The organism is Oxalobacter paeniformigenes, assembly GCF_027158465.1.
Lineage (GTDB): Bacteria > Pseudomonadota > Gammaproteobacteria > Burkholderiales > Burkholderiaceae_D > Oxalobacter > Oxalobacter paeniformigenes.
In genome coordinates this window covers 349,282-371,517 of sequence record NZ_JAMKYL010000001.1, presented here as the reverse complement: position 1 = coordinate 371,517, position 22,236 = coordinate 349,282, and the positions used below count along the sequence as shown (strand labels likewise).

The 22,236-nt window shown below is 56.4% G+C and carries 22 protein-coding genes; 11 read left to right on the top strand and 11 right to left on the bottom strand.

Features of this window, described 5'->3' with window-relative positions; translation table 11 throughout:
* The first annotated feature begins 73 nt into the window (after positions 1–73).
* Positions 74–1,246 (top strand): MFS transporter, encoded by a 1,173-nt coding sequence (locus NAI64_RS01735; RefSeq protein ID WP_269297172.1) that lies wholly within the window; start codon positions 74–76, stop codon positions 1,244–1,246.
* A gap of 102 nt (positions 1,247–1,348) precedes the next feature.
* Here the strand turns inward: NAI64_RS01735 and NAI64_RS01730 are convergent, their stop codons facing one another.
* A complete protein-coding gene (locus tag NAI64_RS01730; RefSeq protein WP_269297171.1) occupies positions 1,349–1,927 on the bottom strand; it encodes a thermonuclease family protein in 579 nt (192 codons plus the stop codon).
* Between the two features lie 268 nt (positions 1,928–2,195).
* Here NAI64_RS01730 and otsB point away from each other — a divergent pair, with 268 nt between their 5' ends.
* Genes otsB through NAI64_RS01715 form a run of 3 tightly spaced genes read left to right on the top strand, consistent with a single transcriptional unit; the run spans position 2,196 to position 5,830 of the window.
* Positions 2,196–3,005 (top strand): trehalose-phosphatase, encoded by an 810-nt coding sequence (otsB, locus tag NAI64_RS01725; RefSeq protein ID WP_269297169.1) that lies wholly within the window; start codon positions 2,196–2,198, stop codon positions 3,003–3,005.
* A complete protein-coding gene (locus tag NAI64_RS01720) occupies positions 3,002–4,789 on the top strand; it encodes a glycoside hydrolase family 15 protein (RefSeq protein WP_269297167.1) in 1,788 nt (595 codons plus the stop codon). Before otsB ends, NAI64_RS01720 begins: the two co-directional genes overlap by 4 nt.
* Positions 4,790–4,840: 51 nt before the next feature.
* The gene (locus NAI64_RS01715) at positions 4,841–5,830 is read left to right on the top strand and encodes an aldo/keto reductase (protein ID WP_269297165.1); all 990 of its coding nucleotides are present in this window, start codon (positions 4,841–4,843) and stop codon (positions 5,828–5,830) included.
* 69 nt (positions 5,831–5,899) lie between these two features.
* Here the strand turns inward: NAI64_RS01715 and NAI64_RS01710 are convergent, their stop codons facing one another.
* From NAI64_RS01710 to pstS, 9 genes are all read right to left on the bottom strand, one after another.
* Positions 5,900–6,502, bottom strand: a complete 603-nt coding sequence (locus NAI64_RS01710; RefSeq protein ID WP_269297163.1) for a hypothetical protein — start codon at positions 6,500–6,502, stop codon at positions 5,900–5,902.
* 118 nt (positions 6,503–6,620) lie between these two features.
* Positions 6,621–7,790, bottom strand: coding sequence for an ATP-grasp domain-containing protein (locus NAI64_RS01705; protein WP_269297161.1), 1,170 nt, complete (start codon positions 7,788–7,790; stop codon positions 6,621–6,623).
* A gap of 98 nt (positions 7,791–7,888) precedes the next feature.
* Complete coding sequence (gene phoR, locus NAI64_RS01700; protein ID WP_269297160.1) at positions 7,889–9,184, bottom strand: phosphate regulon sensor histidine kinase PhoR; 1,296 nt, start codon at positions 9,182–9,184, stop codon at positions 7,889–7,891.
* Positions 9,181–9,882 (bottom strand): phosphate regulon transcriptional regulator PhoB, encoded by a 702-nt coding sequence (gene phoB / locus NAI64_RS01695; RefSeq protein ID WP_269297158.1) that lies wholly within the window; start codon positions 9,880–9,882, stop codon positions 9,181–9,183. The genes phoR and phoB overlap by 4 nt, the downstream gene beginning before the upstream one ends.
* Positions 9,883–9,959: 77 nt before the next feature.
* The gene (phoU, locus tag NAI64_RS01690) at positions 9,960–10,712 is read right to left on the bottom strand and encodes a phosphate signaling complex protein PhoU (RefSeq protein WP_269297156.1); all 753 of its coding nucleotides are present in this window, start codon (positions 10,710–10,712) and stop codon (positions 9,960–9,962) included.
* Between the two features lie 9 nt (positions 10,713–10,721).
* Positions 10,722–11,525: a phosphate ABC transporter ATP-binding protein PstB gene (pstB, locus tag NAI64_RS01685; protein ID WP_269297983.1), complete on the bottom strand. Its 804-nt coding sequence runs from the start codon at positions 11,523–11,525 to the stop codon at positions 10,722–10,724.
* 83 nt (positions 11,526–11,608) lie between these two features.
* Complete coding sequence (gene pstA / locus NAI64_RS01680; RefSeq protein WP_269297154.1) at positions 11,609–12,469, bottom strand: phosphate ABC transporter permease PstA; 861 nt, start codon at positions 12,467–12,469, stop codon at positions 11,609–11,611.
* A 1-nt stretch (position 12,470) separates the two neighbouring features.
* Positions 12,471–13,436 carry a phosphate ABC transporter permease subunit PstC gene (pstC, locus tag NAI64_RS01675; protein ID WP_269297152.1) on the bottom strand — a complete coding sequence of 322 codons (966 nt, stop codon included), beginning with the start codon at positions 13,434–13,436 and terminating at the stop codon, positions 12,471–12,473.
* A 193-nt stretch (positions 13,437–13,629) separates the two neighbouring features.
* Complete coding sequence (gene pstS / locus NAI64_RS01670) at positions 13,630–14,664, bottom strand: phosphate ABC transporter substrate-binding protein PstS (protein WP_269297150.1); 1,035 nt, start codon at positions 14,662–14,664, stop codon at positions 13,630–13,632.
* Positions 14,665–14,858: 194 nt separating this feature from the next.
* On the opposite strand from pstS, the gene miaB reads away from it, so the two are divergent.
* The 3 genes from miaB to ybeY all read left to right on the top strand — a co-directional run bounded on the left by miaB (position 14,859) and on the right by ybeY (position 17,947).
* Positions 14,859–16,196, top strand: coding sequence for a tRNA (N6-isopentenyl adenosine(37)-C2)-methylthiotransferase MiaB (gene miaB, locus NAI64_RS01665; RefSeq protein ID WP_269297148.1), 1,338 nt, complete (start codon positions 14,859–14,861; stop codon positions 16,194–16,196).
* Positions 16,197–16,295: 99 nt separating this feature from the next.
* Positions 16,296–17,411, top strand: coding sequence for a PhoH family protein (locus NAI64_RS01660; protein ID WP_269297146.1), 1,116 nt, complete (start codon positions 16,296–16,298; stop codon positions 17,409–17,411).
* Positions 17,408–17,947, top strand: coding sequence for an rRNA maturation RNase YbeY (gene ybeY, locus NAI64_RS01655; RefSeq protein WP_269297144.1), 540 nt, complete (start codon positions 17,408–17,410; stop codon positions 17,945–17,947). The genes NAI64_RS01660 and ybeY overlap by 4 nt, the downstream gene beginning before the upstream one ends.
* A 64-nt stretch (positions 17,948–18,011) precedes the next feature.
* Here ybeY and NAI64_RS01650 read toward each other — a convergent pair whose 3' ends face one another.
* On the bottom strand, positions 18,012–18,899 hold the full coding sequence (locus NAI64_RS01650; protein WP_269297142.1) for a GIY-YIG nuclease family protein: 888 nt from the start codon (positions 18,897–18,899) through the stop codon (positions 18,012–18,014).
* A 162-nt stretch (positions 18,900–19,061) separates the two neighbouring features.
* Here NAI64_RS01650 and NAI64_RS01645 point away from each other — a divergent pair, with 162 nt between their 5' ends.
* The 4 genes from NAI64_RS01645 (at position 19,062) to NAI64_RS01630 (ending at position 22,137) form a co-directional block, all read left to right on the top strand.
* Positions 19,062–19,661: an FUSC family protein gene (locus NAI64_RS01645; RefSeq protein ID WP_269297140.1), complete on the top strand. Its 600-nt coding sequence runs from the start codon at positions 19,062–19,064 to the stop codon at positions 19,659–19,661.
* A 147-nt stretch (positions 19,662–19,808) separates the two neighbouring features.
* On the top strand, positions 19,809–20,570 hold the full coding sequence (locus NAI64_RS01640) for an FUSC family protein (protein WP_269297138.1): 762 nt from the start codon (positions 19,809–19,811) through the stop codon (positions 20,568–20,570).
* 239 nt (positions 20,571–20,809) lie between these two features.
* Positions 20,810–21,418, top strand: a complete 609-nt coding sequence (locus NAI64_RS01635; RefSeq protein WP_269297136.1) for a YrbL family protein — start codon at positions 20,810–20,812, stop codon at positions 21,416–21,418.
* 128 nt (positions 21,419–21,546) lie between these two features.
* A complete protein-coding gene (locus NAI64_RS01630; RefSeq protein ID WP_269297134.1) occupies positions 21,547–22,137 on the top strand; it encodes a YrbL family protein in 591 nt (196 codons plus the stop codon).
* Positions 22,138–22,236: the final 99 nt, after the last annotated feature.

The window sequence follows — 22,236 nt, the reverse complement described above, 5'->3', positions numbered from 1 at the left end:
TTCACGGGCGGCGCTACAATAGCGCCTTTCGTTTAAAACCGCCTATCCATCCGCACTGAAAAAACGACACGGTATGAAAAAAAGTCTTGTCGCACTGGCTGCCGGCACTTTCGCGCTGGGCATCGCCGAATTCGTCATGATGGGCATGCTGCCTGATGTGGCGACCGATCTCGGCGTTTCCATCCCGGCCGCCGGCCATTTCATCGCCGCCTATGCCCTGGGTGTCTGTGCCGGCGCACCGCTTCTGGTCCTGATCGCACGCACCCGGCCGCTCAAACAAATCCTGCTGGGGCTGGCAGCCCTGATCGCGCTGGGAAATCTCTGCACGGCCTTCGCGCCGGAATACTGGTCCATGCTGGCGACCCGCTTCATATCCGGCCTGCCGCACGGCGCATTTTTCGGTGTCGGTTCCATCGTCGCAGACAAACTCTCCGACCGCGACAAGGTCGCACAGGCCATCGCCATCATGACCGCCGGCATGACGCTGGCCAATGTACTGGGCGTACCCGCCGGCACCTGGATCAGCCACAACGTTTCATGGCGCATCACGTTCGCGGGCGTCGGCCTCTGGGCACTGGTACTGTTCTGGCTGATCCGTCGCTGGATACCGTATCTCGCACCGCTTCCCGATACCGGTATCCTCGGCCAGTTCCGCTTCTTCCGCCATTTGCCGCCCTGGCTGATTCTGTTCGCCACCGCGCTGGGCAACGGTGGTGCGTTTTGCTGGTTCAGCTACGTCAATCCGTTGCTGACCCGTGTCTCCGGTATCGCCCCGTCCGACATGACGGCAGTCATGGTACTGGCAGGCATGGGCATGCTGGTCGGCAATCTGGCGGGCGGCCGTCTCTCCGACCGGTTCGGCCCCGGCAAAATTGCCTTCATGGCGCAAGGCGTCATGTGTTGCGCCCTGTTCGCCACGTTTTTTCTCGCGCCCCATCCGGTATGCGCCCTGATGCTCATGACCGTCTGCACGACCTGCCTGTTCACCGTCTCGGCACCCCAGCAACTTTTGCTGATACGCCATGCAAAAGGCGGCGAAATGCTGGGGGCTGCCAGCGTCCAGATCGCTTTCAACCTCGGCAACGCACTCGGTGCGTGGCTGGGCGGTCTGCCCGTCTCCGCGGGATACCGTTACGAATACACGACCCTGCCGGCCAGCGCACTCGCCCTGACCGGATGCCTGCTGCTGCTCTTGTTCTGGCTGCGTTTCGAGGCACCCGCACGTACGGTGCGAACTGCCGCATGAACGGTGAAAACCGGAAATCGCCCTTTCGGCCAGAAAAAACACCTGTGTCCCGATATGAAAAAACCCCGTCGATGACGGGGTTTTTTCATGCAAGCCGCAAGACTAGTCGTTCTGCATTTCTGCCGAAATGTCGGCAGGCGCCTTTTTGCGCACCGTCGTCTTTTTGCGCTGGACGGTACGGCGTTTTTTGACAACCGGTTTTGTGGTCGCATGACTTTGTTCTCGCCACTTCCAGGGCGGCACCGGATGCGGATCGATCCACAGGCCACGGTTGGCGGCTTTGGCCTGTTGCTGCATCGAACGCCACTGGTTGCATATCTTCAGATCGCAATGCCCGTCATAAACCCATGCCAGCCCCGATCCGACCAGAAACGCCTGAAGACTGTACTGGTCGTTGATCGAAACGACCGCAATCGTCGTGCCGTTTGGATCGACGTTGATGACCTGCACTTCCACCGCCTTGCCATCGACCAGTTTCCGCGCCGCATCACGCGCTTCATGCCCGTTGGTCTGCGGCAGTTCGGGTGCATCCACGCCATACAGTCTGACATCATAAACACGACCCGATTCATGCCGTATCCTGAGCGAGTCGCCGTCGATGACCTTGTCGACCACGCCATGCCAGGCCAATGCCAGAGGTGCCTGCAAAGCCAGCAGGCAAAAAAGTACCAACGATCTCACGAAAACGCTCGCTTTCCGGTAAAAACGGTTTATGAACAGAAAACCTTTACTGTATAAGTATGGCCTGATCGTATGGCCATGTACAGAGTGCATTATCCGGGTTTGCAACAATTTTCCGACTTTTCTTTTCTGCCGGAAGCGATATGGCGAAAAAGGCCGATGTTGCTGAAACCGCACCCTGAAATACACGGTTTCCAGTCACAGGTCATGAACTGCGACAGACAAGCTCGGTTATACTGATGCCATCACCCACTGACAAAGAGGTGCCATGATGATTCCGTTCTTTTCAGAACAGGGCCGTATCCAGGCCGCCCGGATTCTCCGGGAAGGCATGCTCTGCGCCTTTGACTTCGACGGCACGCTGTCCCCGTTCATGGGATACGAAAACGCCCGTCTGCCGGCTGACGTCTGCGAAAGACTCGTCCGGCTCCAGTCCATGACACCCGTGGCCATCGTCACCGGCCGTGCCCTTTCCGACATCCGCACCCGTCTGCCTTTCAAGCCGGACTATCTCGTCGCCAATCACGGTCAGGAAGGGGTTCCGGGCCGCAACAAGGACAGCGAACAATATCGGCGGACGGTCGATTGCTGGGCAGACGCGCTGAAAAAAGCCCTTTCAGACGCTTCACGCTACGACCGTGGCGTCAGTCTGGACAACAAACGCTATTCGCTCGCGGTACATTACCGCAAGGCCGCCGATTACGAAGCGACCGAACACAGACTGACCCGCCTGTTCGCCGAAGTCGCGCCGCAAGCCCACATCCTGCCCGGCAAATTCGTCTATAACCTGATACCGCCTGGCGCACCGGACAAGGGCGACGCACTGCTCTCGCTCATGAAAGCCGCCGGTGCGCCGACGGCGCTTTATATCGGCGACGACGAAACGGACGAAGACGTCTTCGCGCTGGATTCGTCATCGATTCTGACCGTTCGTATCGAAAAAAGCGCGCACAGCCATGCACGCTGTTATCTGGATTCACAGAAAGACATCATTTCCCTGCTCGATTTCGTGATCGGCACGCTGGAAACATCCCGAAAAGCCGGTGACATCACGACCGGCGAAAGGAAACCGACATGAACACACTGGAACTCGGCCTGATCGGCAATTCGCGCACCAGCGCCCTGATCGACAAAAACGCACGTATCGTCTGGTGGTGTTATCCCACTTTCGACAGCGACCCCGTCTGCTGCCGGCTGATGCAACCTGACGACACCGCACCGGCATACGGCTATATCGACGTCGGTTTCGACAAAATCCGCCAGGCGGACCAGTATTACGAACGCAATTCCGCCGTTCTGGTCACCCGTTTCGGCGACAACGCGCACAATGTCATCGAAATCATCGACTTCGCGCCGTGTTTTCCGATGCACGACAGGCTGTTCACCCCTTCGACGATCATCCGCATCATCCGCCGCGTCGCGGGACGTCCGCGCATCACGCTGCGTATCCGTCCTGCGGCGAACTACGGCAGCGACGCTCCGCAAGTGCTGGCCGGCGCACACCATATTTCCTACAAGGGTTCCGAACAAACCCTGCGGGTGACGACCGATGCATCCATCAGTTCCATACTCGATGAAAAGCCGTTTTTCCTCAACGATTCCGTCACCCTGATTCTCGGCCCGGACCAGGCGGTGGAATCCGCGCCGCAAGACATCGGCCGCGCCTATTACGAAGCGACCGTCAGGTACTGGCAAAACTGGATACACAACATTTCCCTGCCGTTCGAATGGCAGGACGCCGTCATCCGTGCCGCCATCACGCTGCGCATGAACACGTTTTACGATACCGGCGCGATCATCGCCGCCGTCACGACATCCATTCCGGGTTCCAGTGCGGCACGCCACAACCGCGACTACCGCTACAGCTGGGTGCGCGACTCGTACTTCGTCGTCAGCGCCCTGAACCGGCTCGGCGCGACCGGCACGATGGAACGGTATCTGCAATATATCCTCAACATCATCGCCGATTCGAAGGGCCTGCCCTTCCAGCCGGTGTACGGCATCCACCGAAACGCCGATCTGACGGAACGCACGGCCGACTCGCTGGGCGGCTACAACGGGCGCGGACCGGTCCGCATCGGCAACAACGCCTGCCACGAAACGCAAAACGACGTGTACGGCTCTGCCGTGCTGGCGTGTACACAAGCCTTTTTCGACAAGCGCCTGCACCGCCCCGCCGACCGCAACGTCTTTGCCGATCTGGAACGTCTGGGAGAAGAAGCCCTCGCCCGCTACAACCAGCCGGACGTGGATATCTGGCACCGGGAAGGGCATGAACACATCCATACGTTCTCCAGCGTCATGTGCTGGGCGGCATGCGACCGGCTTGCCGCGATCGCGCGGGAACTGAACATGAAAACCCGCGCCCTGCAGTGGGAAACGCATGCCAAAACCATCCGCGACGACATCCTCGCCCACGCATGGAACGAGACGATCGGCAGCTTCACCACCACATGGGACGGCGACGAGGTCAATGCCAGCCTTCTGCTGATGGCGGAACTGCGTTTCACGGAACCGGACGACCCCCGTTTCACCGGCACGGTCGCCAGAATCGGCGAACGGCTCCTGCGCGGGGATTTCCTGCTGCGCTACGAAGGCGAGGATACCGATGGCGTACCGGACACGGCGCTGCTGGTCTGCACGTTCTGGTGGATTCTGGCACTGGCCTATATCGGCGAGAAAGACAAGGCACGTGCCGCATTCGAAAAAATCCTTTCCCGCCGCAACCGGCTCGGCCTGCTTTCTGCAGACGTCTCGCGCGAGGGAAACGAACTGTGGGGAAATTTTCCGCAAACATACAGTATGGTCGGTCTGATCCAGTGTGCCGTCAGACTGTCCATACCGTGGGAAAACGCCTTTTGAGTAACCGCTTGCCACCGGAAAACCCGGCGGCAACCAACGAGGGGAAAAAAAATGGAAACCAGAAAAATACCCAACACCGACCTGAATCTTTCCGTTATCGCTTTCGGTTCCTATGCATCCGGTAACGGCTGGGCGCCCTCCGAACGGAAAGCGGCTATCGAAGCCATCCGCGCCAGTTACCAGATGGGCGTCACCACATTCGACACGGCGCCGATCTACGGACTGGGTGACACCGAAGCCATCATCGGCGAGGCCCTGTCATGCTTCCCGCGCGACAAGGTACAGATTCTGACGAAATTCGGCTTGCGCTGGATTTACAACTACGGTACGCATTTCCGTACCGTACGCAATTTCCAGGGCAAAAACATCGACATCTACCGCTATGCCAGCCGTGACAGTATCATCGAGGAATGCGAAAACAGCCTCAAACGCCTGAAAACCGACTACATCGACCTTTACCAGCTGCACTGGCCGGACGATATCACCCCGTTTGAAGAAACCTTCGGCGCTATCGAAAAGCTGGTCCGCCAGGGCAAGGTCCGCTATGTCGGCGTCAGTAACGTCACACCGGAGCAAATGGACGAAATCGGCAAGATCGTACCGATCGTCTCGTTGCAGATGCCCTACAACATGCTCGACCGCTCCATCGAAAAAGAAATCGTTCCATACTGCATCGACACGAAAAAAGCCATTCTGGCTTACCGTCCGCTGGAAGCCGGTCTGCTTTCGGGCAAAATCCATCCGGGCGACACCTGGCCGCAAAACGATTCACGCAACGTCAACCCGCATTTCACCTACGACAGCATCCGCAAGACCAATGCTTTTCTTGAATTGCTCAAACCGTTGGCCAATGAGAAAAAAGTCACGCTCGCCCAGCTCGCGCTGCGTTGGGCACTGGATCGTCCGGGCATCACCTGCGTACTGGCCGGTTCGCTCAATTCCGCCCAGGCGATCGAAAACGCCCGCGCCGCCAATATCATGCTGAGCAAAAAGGACATGAACACCATCAGTAGCGCACTGATGCGCCTTGAAGTCCGCTAGGCTTGTCCGCCGCCGTGCTCCGTCCGCTGTCGGGAGTCGGCGGCATATGCTGACCACGCTTGCCCCCTTTCAAGGCAGGTACTGCGCGATATTGGCCGCATCGTAGGTTCCATCCAGAAACATCTGGCGATCCCCGCGCGATGACGACACCAGCAGCTGGGTTTTCCGTATCAGATAAGGGCCGACACGAATGGCGAACTCCACTGACCGTGCCAGATTGCGCGGAGAACCCGGGGTACGCTGATTTCGCGGATTGTTCATGCCGGGATTGTCATAGACCCTGATCGACCAGCCCAACCCGTTTTGCGCAATCAGACTCTCCGCCTGCGCATTGGACGGATTGCGTGGCCAGTTGCGCGGCCAGTTCGGATCATCGACCGCATTGGCATACCGATCCCGCCAGAAATTCGCCGTATTGTTGTTACCCTGCGCCTGATCCACCGGCCCTGTCACCTGTCCTCTCACCCATTGCGTCCCGGCTGCATTCAATGTCCAGTGCGTGATCGTCTCCCACCATGAAAACGGCGACGCCTCGATACGGCTGGCAAATCGCCCGCCTGCCGGAACTGTCGCCCGAATGACCAGTTCCAGCGTATGCCCCAAAACAGGCCCATGTTGCGAATAAGGTTGTACATTCAGAACCGGTTCCCGGATATGCATCCGACACGACATGGCAACACTCCTTTCACCGAAAAACATCCATGCCAGTCTGCATTGAAAACACTTCCGGCAAAAGGCTACCGGTAACGTATTGACTTTCGTGGAAAACCGTCCTGCCGGCAGCCGTTTTTCAGGCAGGCACCAGAAATTCCGTCAGATCGGACTTCACAATGGCATCCAGTTCACCGCGATCGTTTTCCGGCGTTTCGGTAAAAAGAAACCCGAATACCGGATAGTGCGGGTTCCGCGACAGATTCCTGAAATGCAAGACCTTGCCGAAAACGGCGCACAATCTGTTGTCATCGAACCGGTATGGCACTTGCAAACCCGCCGGCTTGTCCAGCACGATCAGGGTATAAAGCCGCCCGTCCCTGTCTTTCAATATCCGGTCCCAATCCGGCTTTTGCCCGTTCAGGAAATATTCATACGTCCTGAATCCCCATGCGAACCAGCTCAGATCGGTACAGCACCAGCCGGCGAAACGCAAGGGATTGAATTCGACCGGCACGATCGTTCCGTCGTGTGCGATCCGGACTTCCACATGCACCGGAAAGCGTTTCGCCCCGCAATACCGGTTCACGGCATCAAGCCATTGCGAAAAATCCGCCAGATGCTCCCGTATCACGGCAACCGACGTGTAATAAAGCCGGTCTCGCACATCGTCTTGCGAGGCGAACTCGTGCCGGAAAATATTGAGGATGACGGCGTGCCCCGTTTCGTCATAACAGGCGTCGATGGCATACTCGTCCCCCTCGATATATTCCTCGATGATACAGACGGTACTGCCCACGACGCTTTCCGGATAAGCCTTGCGCCACTGGCCTGCCTGTTTCCGGATGGCATCCACCGCCGCATGCCATTCTTGCGGAGAAGCGACGATATGCACGCCAATACTGAAAAAGCCGGTCGCCGGTTTCAGCACACAAGGAAACGGCAAACTCGCAGGATCCACGCTGTCGAGCGCATCCAGCGCGACTTCGCGGAAAAAGAAATCCGGATACAGCGGCGCAAGACGCCGCCTGAACGCGGCCTTGTCTTTCATCAATGCAATCGCATCCTTCATGGCGGTATCCCGGGAATGGCGCATCACCCACTCCAGCGAGTTTTCCGAAACCGTCAGCAACCGCAATGTCTCTCCGGACGCCGCCATCCGTGCCGAAAAAGCCGCCTCGTCCACCCGGTTGAAACGGTAGCCGTCGCCGGCACGCGCCGCAAAGGCATTGTCCAGCACCGGAACCTGCGACTGTTCCAGAAAAACTTTCACTTCTTCCGAAACGAACGGTTCATCGAGTATCACCATGCTGCGCCCTCTTGATTGCTGAAAAAAAGTTATTGTCCTCCCGCTTCGCCGAAAAAAAAAGCGGGCGACAATCGCCCGCCTCATGCATCCGTCTTCTTTCAGGGTACCAGTATGCGCCGTGAAAACTGTGCGGAAAACGTGCTGCCCTTGCCGGGTTCGGACTCGATATCGAGTCTGCCTTCATGCCGCAACAGAATATGCCGGACGATGGAAAGCCCCAGTCCCGTCCCGTTGACCTGGCGGCTGCGGCTCTTGTCCACCTGATAAAAACGCTGAGTCAAACGCGGAATATGCTTGGCCTCGATTCCGATACCGGTATCCGTTACCGAAAAACGCGGCCCTTCCTCGGCGTTTTTCCATGAAAGCGTGATGCTTCCGCCGTCAGGCGTATAGCGGATCGCGTTGGTCACCAGATTGGTGAACGCCGTGCGGACTTCGTCAGCGCTGCCGTAAAGCGTCTGCGGCCCGTCCATTTCCAGCGAAACCGTATGCCGTCCGCCTGACAAGGCTTGTGCGGCATGGAAAATCCCCTCGATCAGTTCCGGTGCATCGAAGGCCTCCCGTTTCAGGGGATAATCGTTCGATTCCAGATTGGTCAGCATCAACATGTCTTCCACCAGCAACTGCATCCGCTGCCCCTGTTCCTTCATCATCTGCAAATGCGCCAGCCGTGTTTCCCTGTCCAGATCGGGCTGTGCAAGCGCCACTTCCAGAAAACCGTTGATGACCGTCAGCGGTGTCCGCAGCTCATGCGATGCATTCGCGACGAAATCACGGCGGATTTTTTCGGTTCTGACCAGATCGGTCCGGTCATGCGTGACCAGAATCTGCCGCCGGTTGCCGAAAGGCACGATCTGAAGCACCAGATAACGGTCATTGAACTTCATTTCCAGCGGCTTGTCATAACGCCCCAGAATGATATAGTCGATAAACGCCGGAACCCTTACCAGATTGGTGATACGCATATCCTTGTCGCGTTCCAGATCGAGACCGAGATGCTTTTCCGCCACCGGATTGCACCATTCCAGAAACAGGACATTGTCCATGATCGCCACTCCGTCCGGCAAAAAACTCATCGCCTCGCGGAAACGGGTCAACCATTCGGTCAGTTCCTTCTTGCTTTTCTCCTCATCGTGGTTGAGCCGGTACAGATGGGCATACACGGCATGCCATGCGCCCCAGCCGTCAGGCAGCCGGTCGCTTCTGGGCGAATCGAGCCAGATATCGAGTGCCGACAGATAATAAAGCTGCACGACCGTCATGGCGGTCGTCAGCGCCAGTCCGGCCAGAAGGCCGACGATCGGCCCGAAGAAATACCACAATACCGCAGAACCGGTCCAGATCAGCACCAGCCGCAACGCGGCCGGAATCCAGAACAAGACATGGGGATTCATTCACTTTTGTCCTTTTCCGAGAGCATATAGCCCATCCCGCGCACCGTCCGTATCAGGTTTTCCTGACCTTTCAACGCCTTCCTCAGACGCAAAACGTGCACGTCAACCGTTCTTTCCTCGATATCCAGCTGGTTGCTCCATACCTTGTCGAGCAGCTGGCCTCTTGAAAAGACCCTGTCCGGGTTTGCCATCAGAAACTTCAAAAGCCTGTATTCGGAATTGCCGATTTTCACCTCGTTTTCGCCGATACACACACGGCAACTTTCCGGATCGAGCGTCACTGAACCGGCACGCAACAGGCTTTTGGCCCGTTCCGGCGCTTTCCGGCGCAACAGCGCATTGATCCTGGCAACCAGTTCCTTCGGTGAAAACGGCTTGGTGATATAGTCGTCCGCCCCCTCATCGAGACCGGTGACCTTGTCTTCTTCCAGCGTTTTCGCCGTCAGCATGATGACAGGCAAGGTTTTCATTTCACGATGCTCACGAATCCGCTTGAGAAGCTGCAGGCCTGACAAGTCCGGCAACATCCAGTCCAGAAGCACCACATCCGGACGAAAACGCTGCAATGCCGTCCATGCTTCCGTTCCCGAATAGACCTTGACCGGTGTCCATCCGGCGGTTTTCACGGAAAAGGAAACCAGTTCCGCAATCGCGGGTTCATCTTCCACTACCAGAATAGAAATGCTTTCGCTTGCCATGTTCCGCACGCCATTGAAAGTTTTCAGTCAGCCAAACATTCCGTCCTGCCGGACGGAATCCGCCAGACACGACTAGATTAACGCATCGTACCATCTGCGGGCAATCGGTAATCGGTATGGCGGATGTCTTTTCCTTCCACCACATAAATGATGAATTCGGCAATATTGGTCGCATGATCCCCGATCCGTTCGATCGCCTTGGCCGCACGCAACAAATCGATGCCCGCTTCCACGGCATCCGGTTTGCGCCGCATATATTCGACAAGCCCGCAAACGATATCGTGGAACTGCGCATCCACCGTATCGTCCATCGCCATCAGTTCCAGTGCCGTTACCGTATCCATTCTGGCATAGGCATCCAGCGCGCTGCGCATCATGCGTCTGGCGCTGTGGGACATCCCGATGACGGCATTGCGATGTTCCGGCAAGAGCACATCGCCCGCCCAGATACTGCCGACCGCACGCGCGATCTTGGTCGCCTCATCGCCCATTCGTTCCAGATCGGAAATCACTTTCACTGTCGCCATCACATTGCGCAAATCGTTGGCTGCCGGCTGGCGCCGGACGATCAGCTGTGCACAGGCATGATCGAGTTCGACTTCCTGACGATTCACCTGAGCGTCTCCCGCCCGTACCTGTTCGGCCAGCGACAGATCGTTTCTTTCCAGCGCCAGCATCGCGTCGCGGAACTGGTTTTCGACCAGACCGCCCATAAGCAACACCTTCGAGCGGATCCACTCCAGATCCTGATCGTACTGCTTCGAGGAATGCAGCCCCGAAAGCACGGTATTGTCCTGCCCTGCCATTCCGTTCGTTTTCATCTGTTCCATCATCGTGCCCTAACCGAAACGTCCCGTAATATAGTCCTGGGTTTCCTTCCTGTCCGGCTGCATGAAAATCTTTTCCGTCTTGCCGAATTCCACCAGCTGACCCAGATACATGTATGCCGTGTAATCCGAACAGCGTGCACCCTGCTGCATGTTGTGCGTCACGATCGCGATCGTGTACTCGTCTTTCAGTTCGGCGATCAGTTCTTCCACCTTCGCCGTCGAAATCGGGTCCAGCGCAGACGTCGGTTCATCCAGCAAGAGCACTTCCGGTTTCACCGCCACGCACCGCGCGATACACAAACGTTGCTGTTGCCCGCCGGACAAGCTCTGACCGCTTTTGCCCAGCTTGTCTTTCACCTCGTTCCACAACGCCGCCTTTTTCAGCGCCCATTCCACCCGTTCATCCATCTCGCCCCTGGACAAGTCCTCATAAAGGCGCACCCCGAACGCGATGTTTTCGTAAATGGTCATCGGAAATGGCGTCGGTTTCTGGAATACCATCCCGATCCGCGCGCGCAGCATGTTCACATCCACATCGCTGTCGAGAATGTTCTTGTCGCGGAACATGATCCGGCCTTCTGCACGCTGTTTCGGATACAGGTCGTACATCCGGTTCATCGTCCGCAGCAATGTCGATTTTCCGCAGCCGGACGGCCCGATGAAAGCCGTGACCTTCTTGTCATAAATCGGCAGATTCACGTTTTTCAGCCCCTGAAAATCACCGTAATAAAAATTCAGGTTCCGGATATCGATACACGGCTTTTCCACCGCTTCCTGTTTCACTGTCGTCTGTTCTTCCACGATCGTATCCATCAGTGACATGACCATCTGTGCGCTGTCGCCGCCTGTTGCCTGTCTGTCCAAATTGCATTTCATCTTGTGTACTCCCTGATTGCTCAGCCCGCAGCCTTGCGTGCGAAAACGACGCGGGACAGAATATTCAGTCCCAATACGCCCAGTGTGATAATGAATGCGCCACCCCATGCCAGTTCGCGCCAGTTTTCATACGGACTCATGGCGAACTGGTAAATCACGACCGGCAGATTGGCCATCGGCGCGTTCATGTTGGCCGAGAAAAACTGATTGTTCAGCGCGGTGAAAAGCAGCGGCGCCGTTTCGCCGGAAATACGGGCCACCGCCAGCAATACACCGGTCAGCACACCCGCTTTCACCGCCTTCAGACGCACCATGAGCGCAACACGCCAGCGTGGAGCGCCCAGTGCGAAAGCCGCTTCCCTGAGGCTTTCGGGCACCAGATTGAGAAAATTGTCCGTCGTTCTGACAATGACCGGCAGCGCGATCAGCGACAAGGCGAAACTGCCAGCCCAGCCGGAAAAGTGGCCGATATTGGCGACATAAACGGCATAAATGAACAGGCCGATCACAATCGACGGTGCAGAAAGCATGATATCGACCGTAAAGCGGGTGCATTTGCCAAACCAGCTTTTGTCACCATATTCCGCCAGATAGATACCGGCCATAATGCCGACCGGCGCAGTGATCGCCGTCGTCGCCACCACCATCATGACGGTACCGACCAGCGCATTCATCAAACCGCCTCCGTCATTGCCGGGAGCCGGCGTCGTTTCCGTAAAAATCGCCCAGTCGATCGCACCGATACCGTTGACCGCCAGGGTATACAAAATCCAGAACAGAAAAAAAATACCGGATACCATCGCAGAAACCGACAGGAACATGCCCAGCCGGTGGCGCAGATTGCGCCTTGCGACGATGGATGCCGTGGTTTTGCGTCTCATCTTACAAACCTTCCTTTCTCGCCATGCGCAACAGCATCAGTTTCGATGCCGACAGCACGATAAAAGTGATGACGAACAGAATCAGCCCCAACGCGAACAGCGACGACACATGCAATTCCGAACTCGCTTCGGCGAATTCGTTGGCCAACGTCGAAGCGATACTGTTGCCGGGAGCGAAAAGCGAAGCGGACAGGCGGTTTGCGTTGCCGATCACGAAAGTGACCGCCATCGTTTCACCCAGCGCGCGTCCCAGTCCCAGCATGATGCCGCCGACCACCCCGTTGCGCGTGTAATGCAACACGATGTTTTTCATCACTTCCCAGCGGGTGCAACCCAGGGCATAGGCGGATTCCTTCAGAACCGGCGGCACGGTTTCGAACACATCCCGCATGACCGAGGCGATGAACGGAATGATCATGATCGCCAGAATCACCCCGGCCGTCAGCACGCCGATCCCCATCATCGGACCGGTAAACAACAGCGACAGTCCCGGAACAGCGCCCAGCGTCGATTCCAGAAACGGCTGGACATAGTCCGCGAACACCGGTGCCAGAACGAAGAGACCCCACATCCCGAAAATGATGCTGGGAACACCGGCAAGCAATTCGATCGCCGTACCCATCGAACGGCGCAGCCAGACCGGGCACAATTCCGTCAGAAACAGCGCGATACCGAAACTCAACGGTACCGCGATCAGCAATGCGATCAGCGATGTGACCAAGGTGCCGAAAATCGCGATCGCCGCGCCGTACACTTCATTGACCGGGTCCCATTCCACCATCGTCACGAAACCCGGCCCGAATTCACGGAAAGCCGGAACGGCGCTGATCAGCAACGATACGATGATGCCCGCCAACACCATCAGAACCGTCAGCGCGAAAAGAAACGTCAGGCCATGGAAGACCCCGTCCTGCCAGCGCTGACGCCGGCCGATAGCCAGCATCCGTTCCGATACGGAACCCGTCATGCTTTCCCCGTTTTCCGCGGTGGTCGCGGAAACTTCCTTTTTCATTGCAGAAACCGGCATACTCATCGGATTTTGCCTTTTCATTTCATCGTTTCCCGTTTGAAAACCGCTTCCGTATGAGAACGGAAGCGGTTACCCGCAACATCCATGTCTTTCACCGTGAACATCGCTGTGCAAACGTCCTCTTGCTGATTCACTTCCATACCGGCTGTCCGCTTGTACCGGACAAATCCGTTTTCCAGGATTTTTCAACCATCTGGACAACCGCCGACGGCAAGGCGACATAGTCCAGACCGGATGCCATTGCGCCACCGTTTTTGAAAGACCAGTCGAAGAATTTCAGCACTTCCGCACCCTTGGCCGGATCATCCTGGACTTTTTGCATCAGAATGAAAGACGCGCCGGTGATCGGCCAGCCGGACTGGTTCGTCAGGATCACGCCGAAACCCGGTGCCGACTTCCATGGCGCACCGGCGGCCGCCTGTTTGAACGAGGCGTCGTCCGGCATGACGAACTGGCCGTTTTTGCCTTTCAACTGCGTATAGGCGATATTGTTCTTTTTTGCATAGGCGTATTCCACATAACCGATCGCACCGCGGATACGCTGGACATTGGCGGCGACGCCTTCGTTACCCTTGCCACCGACACCGGTCGGCCATTTCACCGCCGTTCCCGCACCGACTGTCTGTTTGAATTCCGGGCTGACTTTCGAAAGATAGTCCGTCCACAAAAACGAAGTGCCCGAACCGTCGGCACGATGTACGACCGTAATGGACGAAGCCGGCAGATTCAGACCCGGATTCATCGCCGAAATTTTCGCATCGTTCCACTTCGTGATTTTTCCCAGATAAATGTCCGCCAGCACATCGCCTGACATCTTGAGCTGGCCAGCCTTGACGCCATCCAGATTGACGATCGGCACCACCCCCCCCAGAATGGCCGGGAACTGTACCAGACCGGCAGCCTTGAGATCATCGGCTTTCAGCGGCATATCCGATGCACCGAAATCGACGGTTTTCGCCTTGATCTGTTTGATACCGCCACCGGAACCGATCGCCTGATAATTCAGCCGGGTACCGGTTTTCGCCTTGTAGGCTTCGGCCCACTTGGCGTAAATCGGATAAGGGAAGGTCGCACCGGCCCCCGTGATATCGGCGGCCGATACGCTGGCACAAATGAAAGCGGATGCTGCCATCAGGGATAATTTGCCCAGAAAAGAAACTCTCATACAATTCCTCACATGTTTGAAAAAATCGGTACGATCACACTGTAAACAGCCAATATGACCGTTTTGTTACAAACAGGTAAAAACGCCCGGCATACCCACCGCGATTTCCGGCCGGTATTTGGGCCACGCGCGCAAATCGGTTAAACTGCCGCATCCATCAGACAATCCATCCGCCGACGGCGGGACGCACCACCATGTCCAAAAAAGTATTCATCAAGACTTTCGGCTGCCAGATGAACGAGTACGACTCCGGCAAGATGGCCGATCTGTTGCAGGCCGAGGAAAACTACACCCGCACCGACAATCCCGAAGAGGCCGACCTGATTCTGCTAAACACCTGTTCCGTGCGCGAAAAGGCACAGGAAAAAGTTTTTTCCGATCTGGGACGTTTCAGAAAACTGCGCCAGAACAACCGCGATCTGGTCATCGGCGTTTCCGGTTGCGTGGCCTCTCAGGAAGGCGAGGCGCTCATCAAACGCGCTCCGTACGTCAATCTCGTTTTCGGCCCGCAAACCCTGCACCGTCTGCCGAAAATGCTTCATGACTTCGAAAAAACGGGCCAGCCGCAAATCGATATCAGTTTTCCGGAAATCGAAAAATTCGATTACCTGCCGCCCGCCCGCGTCGAAGTGCCGACCGCCTATGTATCCATCATGGAAGGATGCAGCAAATATTGCAGTTACTGCATCGTCCCCTACACCCGCGGCGCCGAAGTCTCGCGCCGTTTCGAGGATGTCCTGACCGAAGTCGCCTCGCTGGCCGAACAGGGCGTAAAAGAAATCACGCTGCTGGGCCAGAATGTCAATGCCTACCGTGGCGCCATGGAAGACGGCAGCATCGCCGACTTCGCCATGCTCATCGAATACATCGCCGAAATCCCCGGCATCGAGCGCATCCGTTTCGTGACCAGCCATCCCAGGGAATTCACCCAGCGTCTGATCGACGTCTATGAACGGGTACCGCAACTGGTCGATCACCTCTACCTGCCGGCACAACACGGTTCCGACAGGATTCTGGCCGCCATGAAACGCGGCTATACCGCACTGGAATACAAATCCATCATCCGGCGGCTGAAAGCCATCCGTCCCGATCTGCTGGTTTCCAGCGACTTCATCGTCGGCTTCCCCGGCGAAACGGATGCCGACTTCGACGCCATGATGAAACTGATCGACGACATCGGCTTCGACAACAGTTTCAGCTTCCTTTACAGTCCGCGCCCCGGCACACCGGCCGCGTCGCTCCCGATGGACATCCCGCTGGACGTGCGCAAGGACCGCCTGCAACGGCTTCAGGAAAAAATCGACGGCCAGACCCGCCATTACAACCGCCTGATGGTCGGCAGCGTCCAGAAAGTGCTGATCGAATCCGTATCGCACAAGGGCGGCTCGCAAGTACAGGGAAAAACCGGCAACAACCGGGTCGTGCATATCCCTGTGGAAGGCGATCCGGCGGCACTGATCGGCCAGATGAGAGATGTGCGCATCACCGAAGCGGCCAATTTTTCCCTGCGCGGTGAACTGGCCGATGCCTGACCGCACTGACCTGAAACACACACCGGCACGAAAAACCGGAACAAAATCCGAACATGCGCCTACAATAGATATATTTTCCGTATCAAGAACGGAGCGATCGTGAAAAACAAGAACAAGGACAATCCGAACATCCTGTATTACACGCCGGAACCGGTCGATAACGACAGGCTGGCCAATCTGTGCGGCCCGCTGGATGAAAACCTGCGCCAGATACAGGCGGCACTGGATATCGAAATCGTGCGCCGTGGCGGCAATTTCATCATCAGCGGCAAAAACGCGGGAACCGGACTCCAGATCATCGAAGATTTCTACGCCGTCGCCGACAAGCCCGTCATGGTCAACGACATCCAGCTGGCGCTGGTCGAACAGCGCGCCATCAACAACAATCTGGCGGCCGGCATGCCCGCCGCCACGCTGGCCGAAGCGGAAATGACCAATCCGGTACTCAAGACGCGACGCAGCGATTTGCGCGGACGCACGCCACGGCAAGTCGATTACCTCAAGGCCATTCTGGAACACGACATCACGTTCGGCATCGGTCCTGCCGGTACCGGCAAGACCTATCTGGCTGTCGCCTGCGCCGTCGATGCCATGGAACGCGATGCCATCTCCAGGATCATCCTGACCCGTCCGGCCGTCGAAGCCGGCGAACGGCTGGGCTTTCTGCCGGGCGACCTGGCACAGAAAGTCGATCCGTACCTGCGCCCCCTGTACGACGCGCTTTACGATCTGCTCGGATTCGAGCGGACGCAAAAGTGCTTTGAAAAACAGACTATCGAAATCGCGCCGCTGGCCTACATGCGTGGCCGGACGCTCAATCATGCTTTCATCATTCTGGACGAGGCGCAAAACACCACGCCTGAACAGATGAAAATGTTTCTGACCCGTATCGGGTTCGGCAGCAAGGCTGTCATCACGGGCGACATCACCCAGATCGACTTGCAGCGCAACCAGAAAAGCGGTTTGGTCGATGCACTGAACGTCCTGAAAGACGTGCGCGGCATCGCCTTTTCGCAATTCACCAGCGCCGATGTCGTCCGTCACCCGCTGGTCGCCCGCATCGTCGATGCCTACGAAACGGCCGACAAACGTCAGCGAACCGCGAAAGCGGCTGCTGACGCAGCGCCTGATACATCAGGTTCCGGTGAAGAAACCGTACCCGAACCGAAAGAAACATCCCGAAAGAAAACCGCCAGCAAGACCGAAACAAAATGACTACACGCCCACGCCTGTCCCTGTCCGTCCAGTATCCCGATGCGCGTCTGAAAGACATCATCACGCGCCAGAAATTGCGCCGTTGGGTCACCGCCGCGCTGCAAATGCCGGCTGAAATCACCCTGCGCTTCGTCGATGCCGAAGAAGGACAGGCCCTGAACCGCGATTACCGTGGCAAGGATTACGCCACCAACGTACTGACCTTCCCGTACGATGAACCCGAAATTTCCGGACCGGATGCCTTTGCCGCCGATGAAGAAACCGACGACGAGGCCACCGTCACCCAGGACGACATGCCGCCTGCGGAAGCAGCACAGCAAACCGCACGTGCCGACATCGTGCTCTGTACCGACGTGCTGGAACGTGAAGCGCAGGAACAGGCCAAATCGCTGGACGCCCATGCCGCCCATCTCGTCGTCCACGGCACCCTGCACGCGCAGGGATACGACCACATCACCGACGAAGAAGCACAGGAAATGGAAACGCTGGAAACGAAAATACTGGCGAAACTGGGTTACCCCGATCCATACAAATAAACCGCCGCGCCGTTTCCCATCCGTTTTTATCAGATACCGCAAGGTCCCATACCTTGCGGTGTTTTCACGATACCTGACCTTTTCCGGATTCTTCAACAGTATCGGCAAGCGCCGACAATGCCTTGAGCGAGAGATTGTCGGCATTTTTCCACTCGTCCAGCCCGTTGGCATTGCGTCCCAGAATCACGGAAGCGGCATAGCTTGGCGAAGTGAAGCGCACATCCTCGGTAAACACGGCGAAATCGCCCTCACGCTTCAAAACGCCGTTTTCCAGCAGGGCCGCACGCCGCCGTTTCCATGAATCCGGCAAATAATCCGCTTCATCCATGGATGCCTGCGATCCCGCAAGAACCACGAAACCTTCCGAAGTCTGGACGGCTTCGGCATCGATCTTGCGGCTGCGCAAATGCAACCGGTTGGCTTGCGTACGCTTGCCGACATTCGGCTTTTCAAAAATATCCAGGCCCGCCAACGGCAGGATACTGCGCAAATACCCCAGAAAAAGTTCCGTATCCGCCTGGTCGGATTCCGCCAGAGAAGGCAACTGCGGCATATTGCCGTTTTCCAGACGACACAGTTTCCGTTCTTTCGCCAGCGACACCAGCCGGCTTTCCAGATACTGGATATGCGCCTTGTTCAGACTCTTGTCCTTGGCGGAAAACACGACGGCGAATTCCCAGAAAGCCTTTTTCGGGTCGCTGTAATGCGACTTCAGCCGCTCGGAAACCGGATCGCCTTCCCCGATATAAACCGTCGGCAACGAACCGTCTTCCGGCCTGTCGAACAGCAGATAGACGCCTGCCTGAGCCAGTTCGCCTCGCCGGATGGCTTCCTGAAAACCGCTCCTGCTGAACACCACCCCGACGCCGGTCCAGTTCGCACGCTCCATGATACGCAACCCGTTCGGCTCTCCCGAAGGCAAAAAAATCCTGATCGAATAAGGTGTTGCCATGCCTCGCTTCCTGTCTTGTCCACCGCCTGACGTTCCGATCTTTCGCCACGCCACGAACACTTCAAAAAATCCGAACCAACCTTCCGATGATCTTCCGTTTCATTCGCTGTTACACTTGCCTTACGATACTGCAAGACCAACACAGCCAAATACGTTCATTGTATGGGAAAACTGATCGTCAAGGCGGCACTGTCTGTCTTCATCTGCTGTCTGATCTATGAATTTTGCGACATCGGTACGGGGGTTCCCTTTTACTCCGGTATTGCAGCCATCATCTGTCTGCAACCGGAAATCAGAAACACCTTCCGGGTCGGCCTGAATCGTACCATCGGTACCCTGATCGGCGGTTTCACCGGCATGGCGGCGCTCTTCGTCATCCGTGCCTTCAGTATTTTCCGTCTGCCGTCCCTGCAATATCTGCTGATCTCGCTGTGCATTGTCCCGTTGATGTATATCGCCAAAGCCATCAAGAAAAACCCGCTTTCTGCCGTTTTGCGGAAAAACGACCAGCGAAGACTGCTTTCGATCGCCCCGCTTGTTTTCTTTGCGGACTTCATGCGCAAAAGCGCCCTGACCAACATCACCTGCGTCGCTTTCCTGTCGGTCACCATCACACACGGTGCCGACACCAGTATTTCCGGTTTTGCCATGAACCGTATTCTCGATACCCTGATCGGCGTATTCGTCTCGTTCTTCATCAATCTCCTGCCCATGGGACATCAGGTCACCACCGTGCATCACGACGACATCCAGGTTGAATGATACCGCTCCCTCCCCTTTATCGCCTTGCCTGCCTGCAAATGAAAACGCAGGCGGCCATCCGGAAATTTTCAAAACAAAAACACAGATCAAGAGATTTGAAAAAACTTTTGGCTAATATAGGAAGACCACGTACAGAACCTGACCATTATGGGAATCGTCATAATCAAGGCGGCTGTATCCGTTTTCATTTGCTGCCTGATTTACCTGTTTTTCAATATCGGTACCGGGGCGCCCTTCTATTCGGCGATCGCGGCGGTCATCTGTGTTCAGCCTGAAATCAAAAGCACCTTCCGTATCGGCCTGAACCGCACTATCGGCACCCTGATCGGCGGTTTCACGGGTATGCTGGCGCTGTTCGTCATCCGCGGCATATCGCTGGAATCGCATCCGGTCTGGGCCAACCTGTTGATTTCCGCCTGCATCATCCCCCTGATGTATATGGCCGAGATCGTCAAGCGCAAGCCGCGCATCCCCTTTACCGGCGTATCCGAGCAGAAAATCCCGCTGCCGATCGCACCGTTCAAATACCTGGCCGATTTCATGCGGAAAAACGCCCTGACCAACATCACTTGCATCGCCTTTTTGTCCGTCACGATCACGCATGGTGCCGACACCAGCATCTCCGGATTCGCCATCAACCGCATGATCGACACCCTGATCGGCGTGTTCGTTTCCTTTTTCATCAACATCATTCCGTTCAGACCGGCACATGAAATGAAAGACAACGATATCGGGGCCACCGAACATTCCTGCGGCTGTCATCGCTGTCACCACAGCACGCCGCCTGCCCCCGGTCGCGATCCGCGCAGCCGCTATATCCATCTTTCCATCCGTTCGCACACGGATACCGGCGACAAGGCAAATCCGGGCGGCAACCGCACACGCGACAAAAACGACAACGCAGACTGAAGAACTTCCCCTTCCATCGCCCCGCCTGGCAAACCTTCGTGCATCCTGCCTTTTCGCTTCACGACAGTGGCATGTTGACAGTTCGTGCCCGACTCCAGAAACCCGCATGGCAAATCCGAGACAATGCCGCAAGACCTGCATTTGGTCTTGTCGTGTCCGGATGCTAGAATCGTATTTTGCCGGTTTCCACGGACAATCCCGATCCGTGCACGGCGAATCCTATTGTTTTGCAGGTATCCATGACCGACTACACTTCCTGGCAAATTATCGGACGGGGTACGGAACGTACCTGTTACCGCCATCCAGAAGACGCGACACGATGCGTCAAGATCGCACGCAGCGACCGTACCAAGCAGACGTTGCGCGAGATCGGCTACTTCAGTTATCTCTCCGGAAAAGGTGTACCCTTCGAGCATATTCCCAGGTTTTACGGAAAAGTCCGCACTTCCGACAGCGTCGGCATCGAACAGGAACTGGTCGTCGACCGGATCGCGACCGACGCTTCTGGCCAGGCCATGGAAACTTCGCCGAGCAAAACCATAGACCAGTATTTTTCATCGCCGAGAACCCCTGACGAAATCGCCGCTTTCTGGCAGGCGATCGGCGAACTGAAAGAATGGCTGCTGAAATACAATGTTCTCGCGCTGGGCATCGACCACAACAATGTCGTCGTCAACCGTGCAGCCGATGGTGGCATTCGCCTCATCCTGATAGACGGCGTCTATGACACAGAATGGTTTCCAGTCTCGAAATACATCCCCTTTTTCGGGCGCAAAAAAATCCTGCGACGCTGGGCACGTTTCATGGAAAAATTGCACGACCGGTATCCACAACTGTTCGCTGCCTGAAGCGCATATTTTACGTATTCATCACCTGCCGTTACAATAATGGCATTTGTATCCCATTTCCGTGCAGCGATACCTCTCTGGAAAAACCGCCGTCGATACCGACGATAACCTCACCAGCATCTCACATCATGATCGACTACACCACCTGGCCCGTTGTCGGAAAAGGGATGGAACGAACCTGTTACCTGAACCCTGATGACCCGTCACGTCTGGTCAAGATCAGTCTGGCTGGCAATACCCGGCAAACACAACGAGAAATCCGGTATTTCCGCTTTCTGCTCGATCGTGGCGTTCCGTTCGACCATATCCCGAAATTCTATGGTGAAATACACGGCGACGGATTCATAGGCTTCGAACAGGAATATGTGCGTGATTTTCCCTGCCAGAAAACAGGAAACGCTCCCGCCATCTCCCTGCTGCAATATCTGTCTTCCGCGCTGTCGCAGGAACAGATACAGGAACTTCAGGTGGCACTCGATGAACTGAAAGCCTATCTGCTGTGCTACAACATCATCCCCAATGATCTGGGTGCCGACAACATCGTCGTCAAACGCATGCCGTCCGGCATCCGTCTCGTTCTCATCGACGGATTCGGCAGTACGGAACTGATTCCCGCCTCGATTTTCATCCGCTTCATCGGCAACCGGAAAATCATCCGGAAATGGGAAAAATTCCTCCGGAGAACGCGCGAACGGTTTCCGAAAATCAATATCCGGTAACTGCCATTCCGACGGAAATGCGCCGAAAATCCATGGAACTTCGGCCAAATCTTTAAAAATTGTTACAACACATACATCCCGTTTTTTTATGTGCTAGAT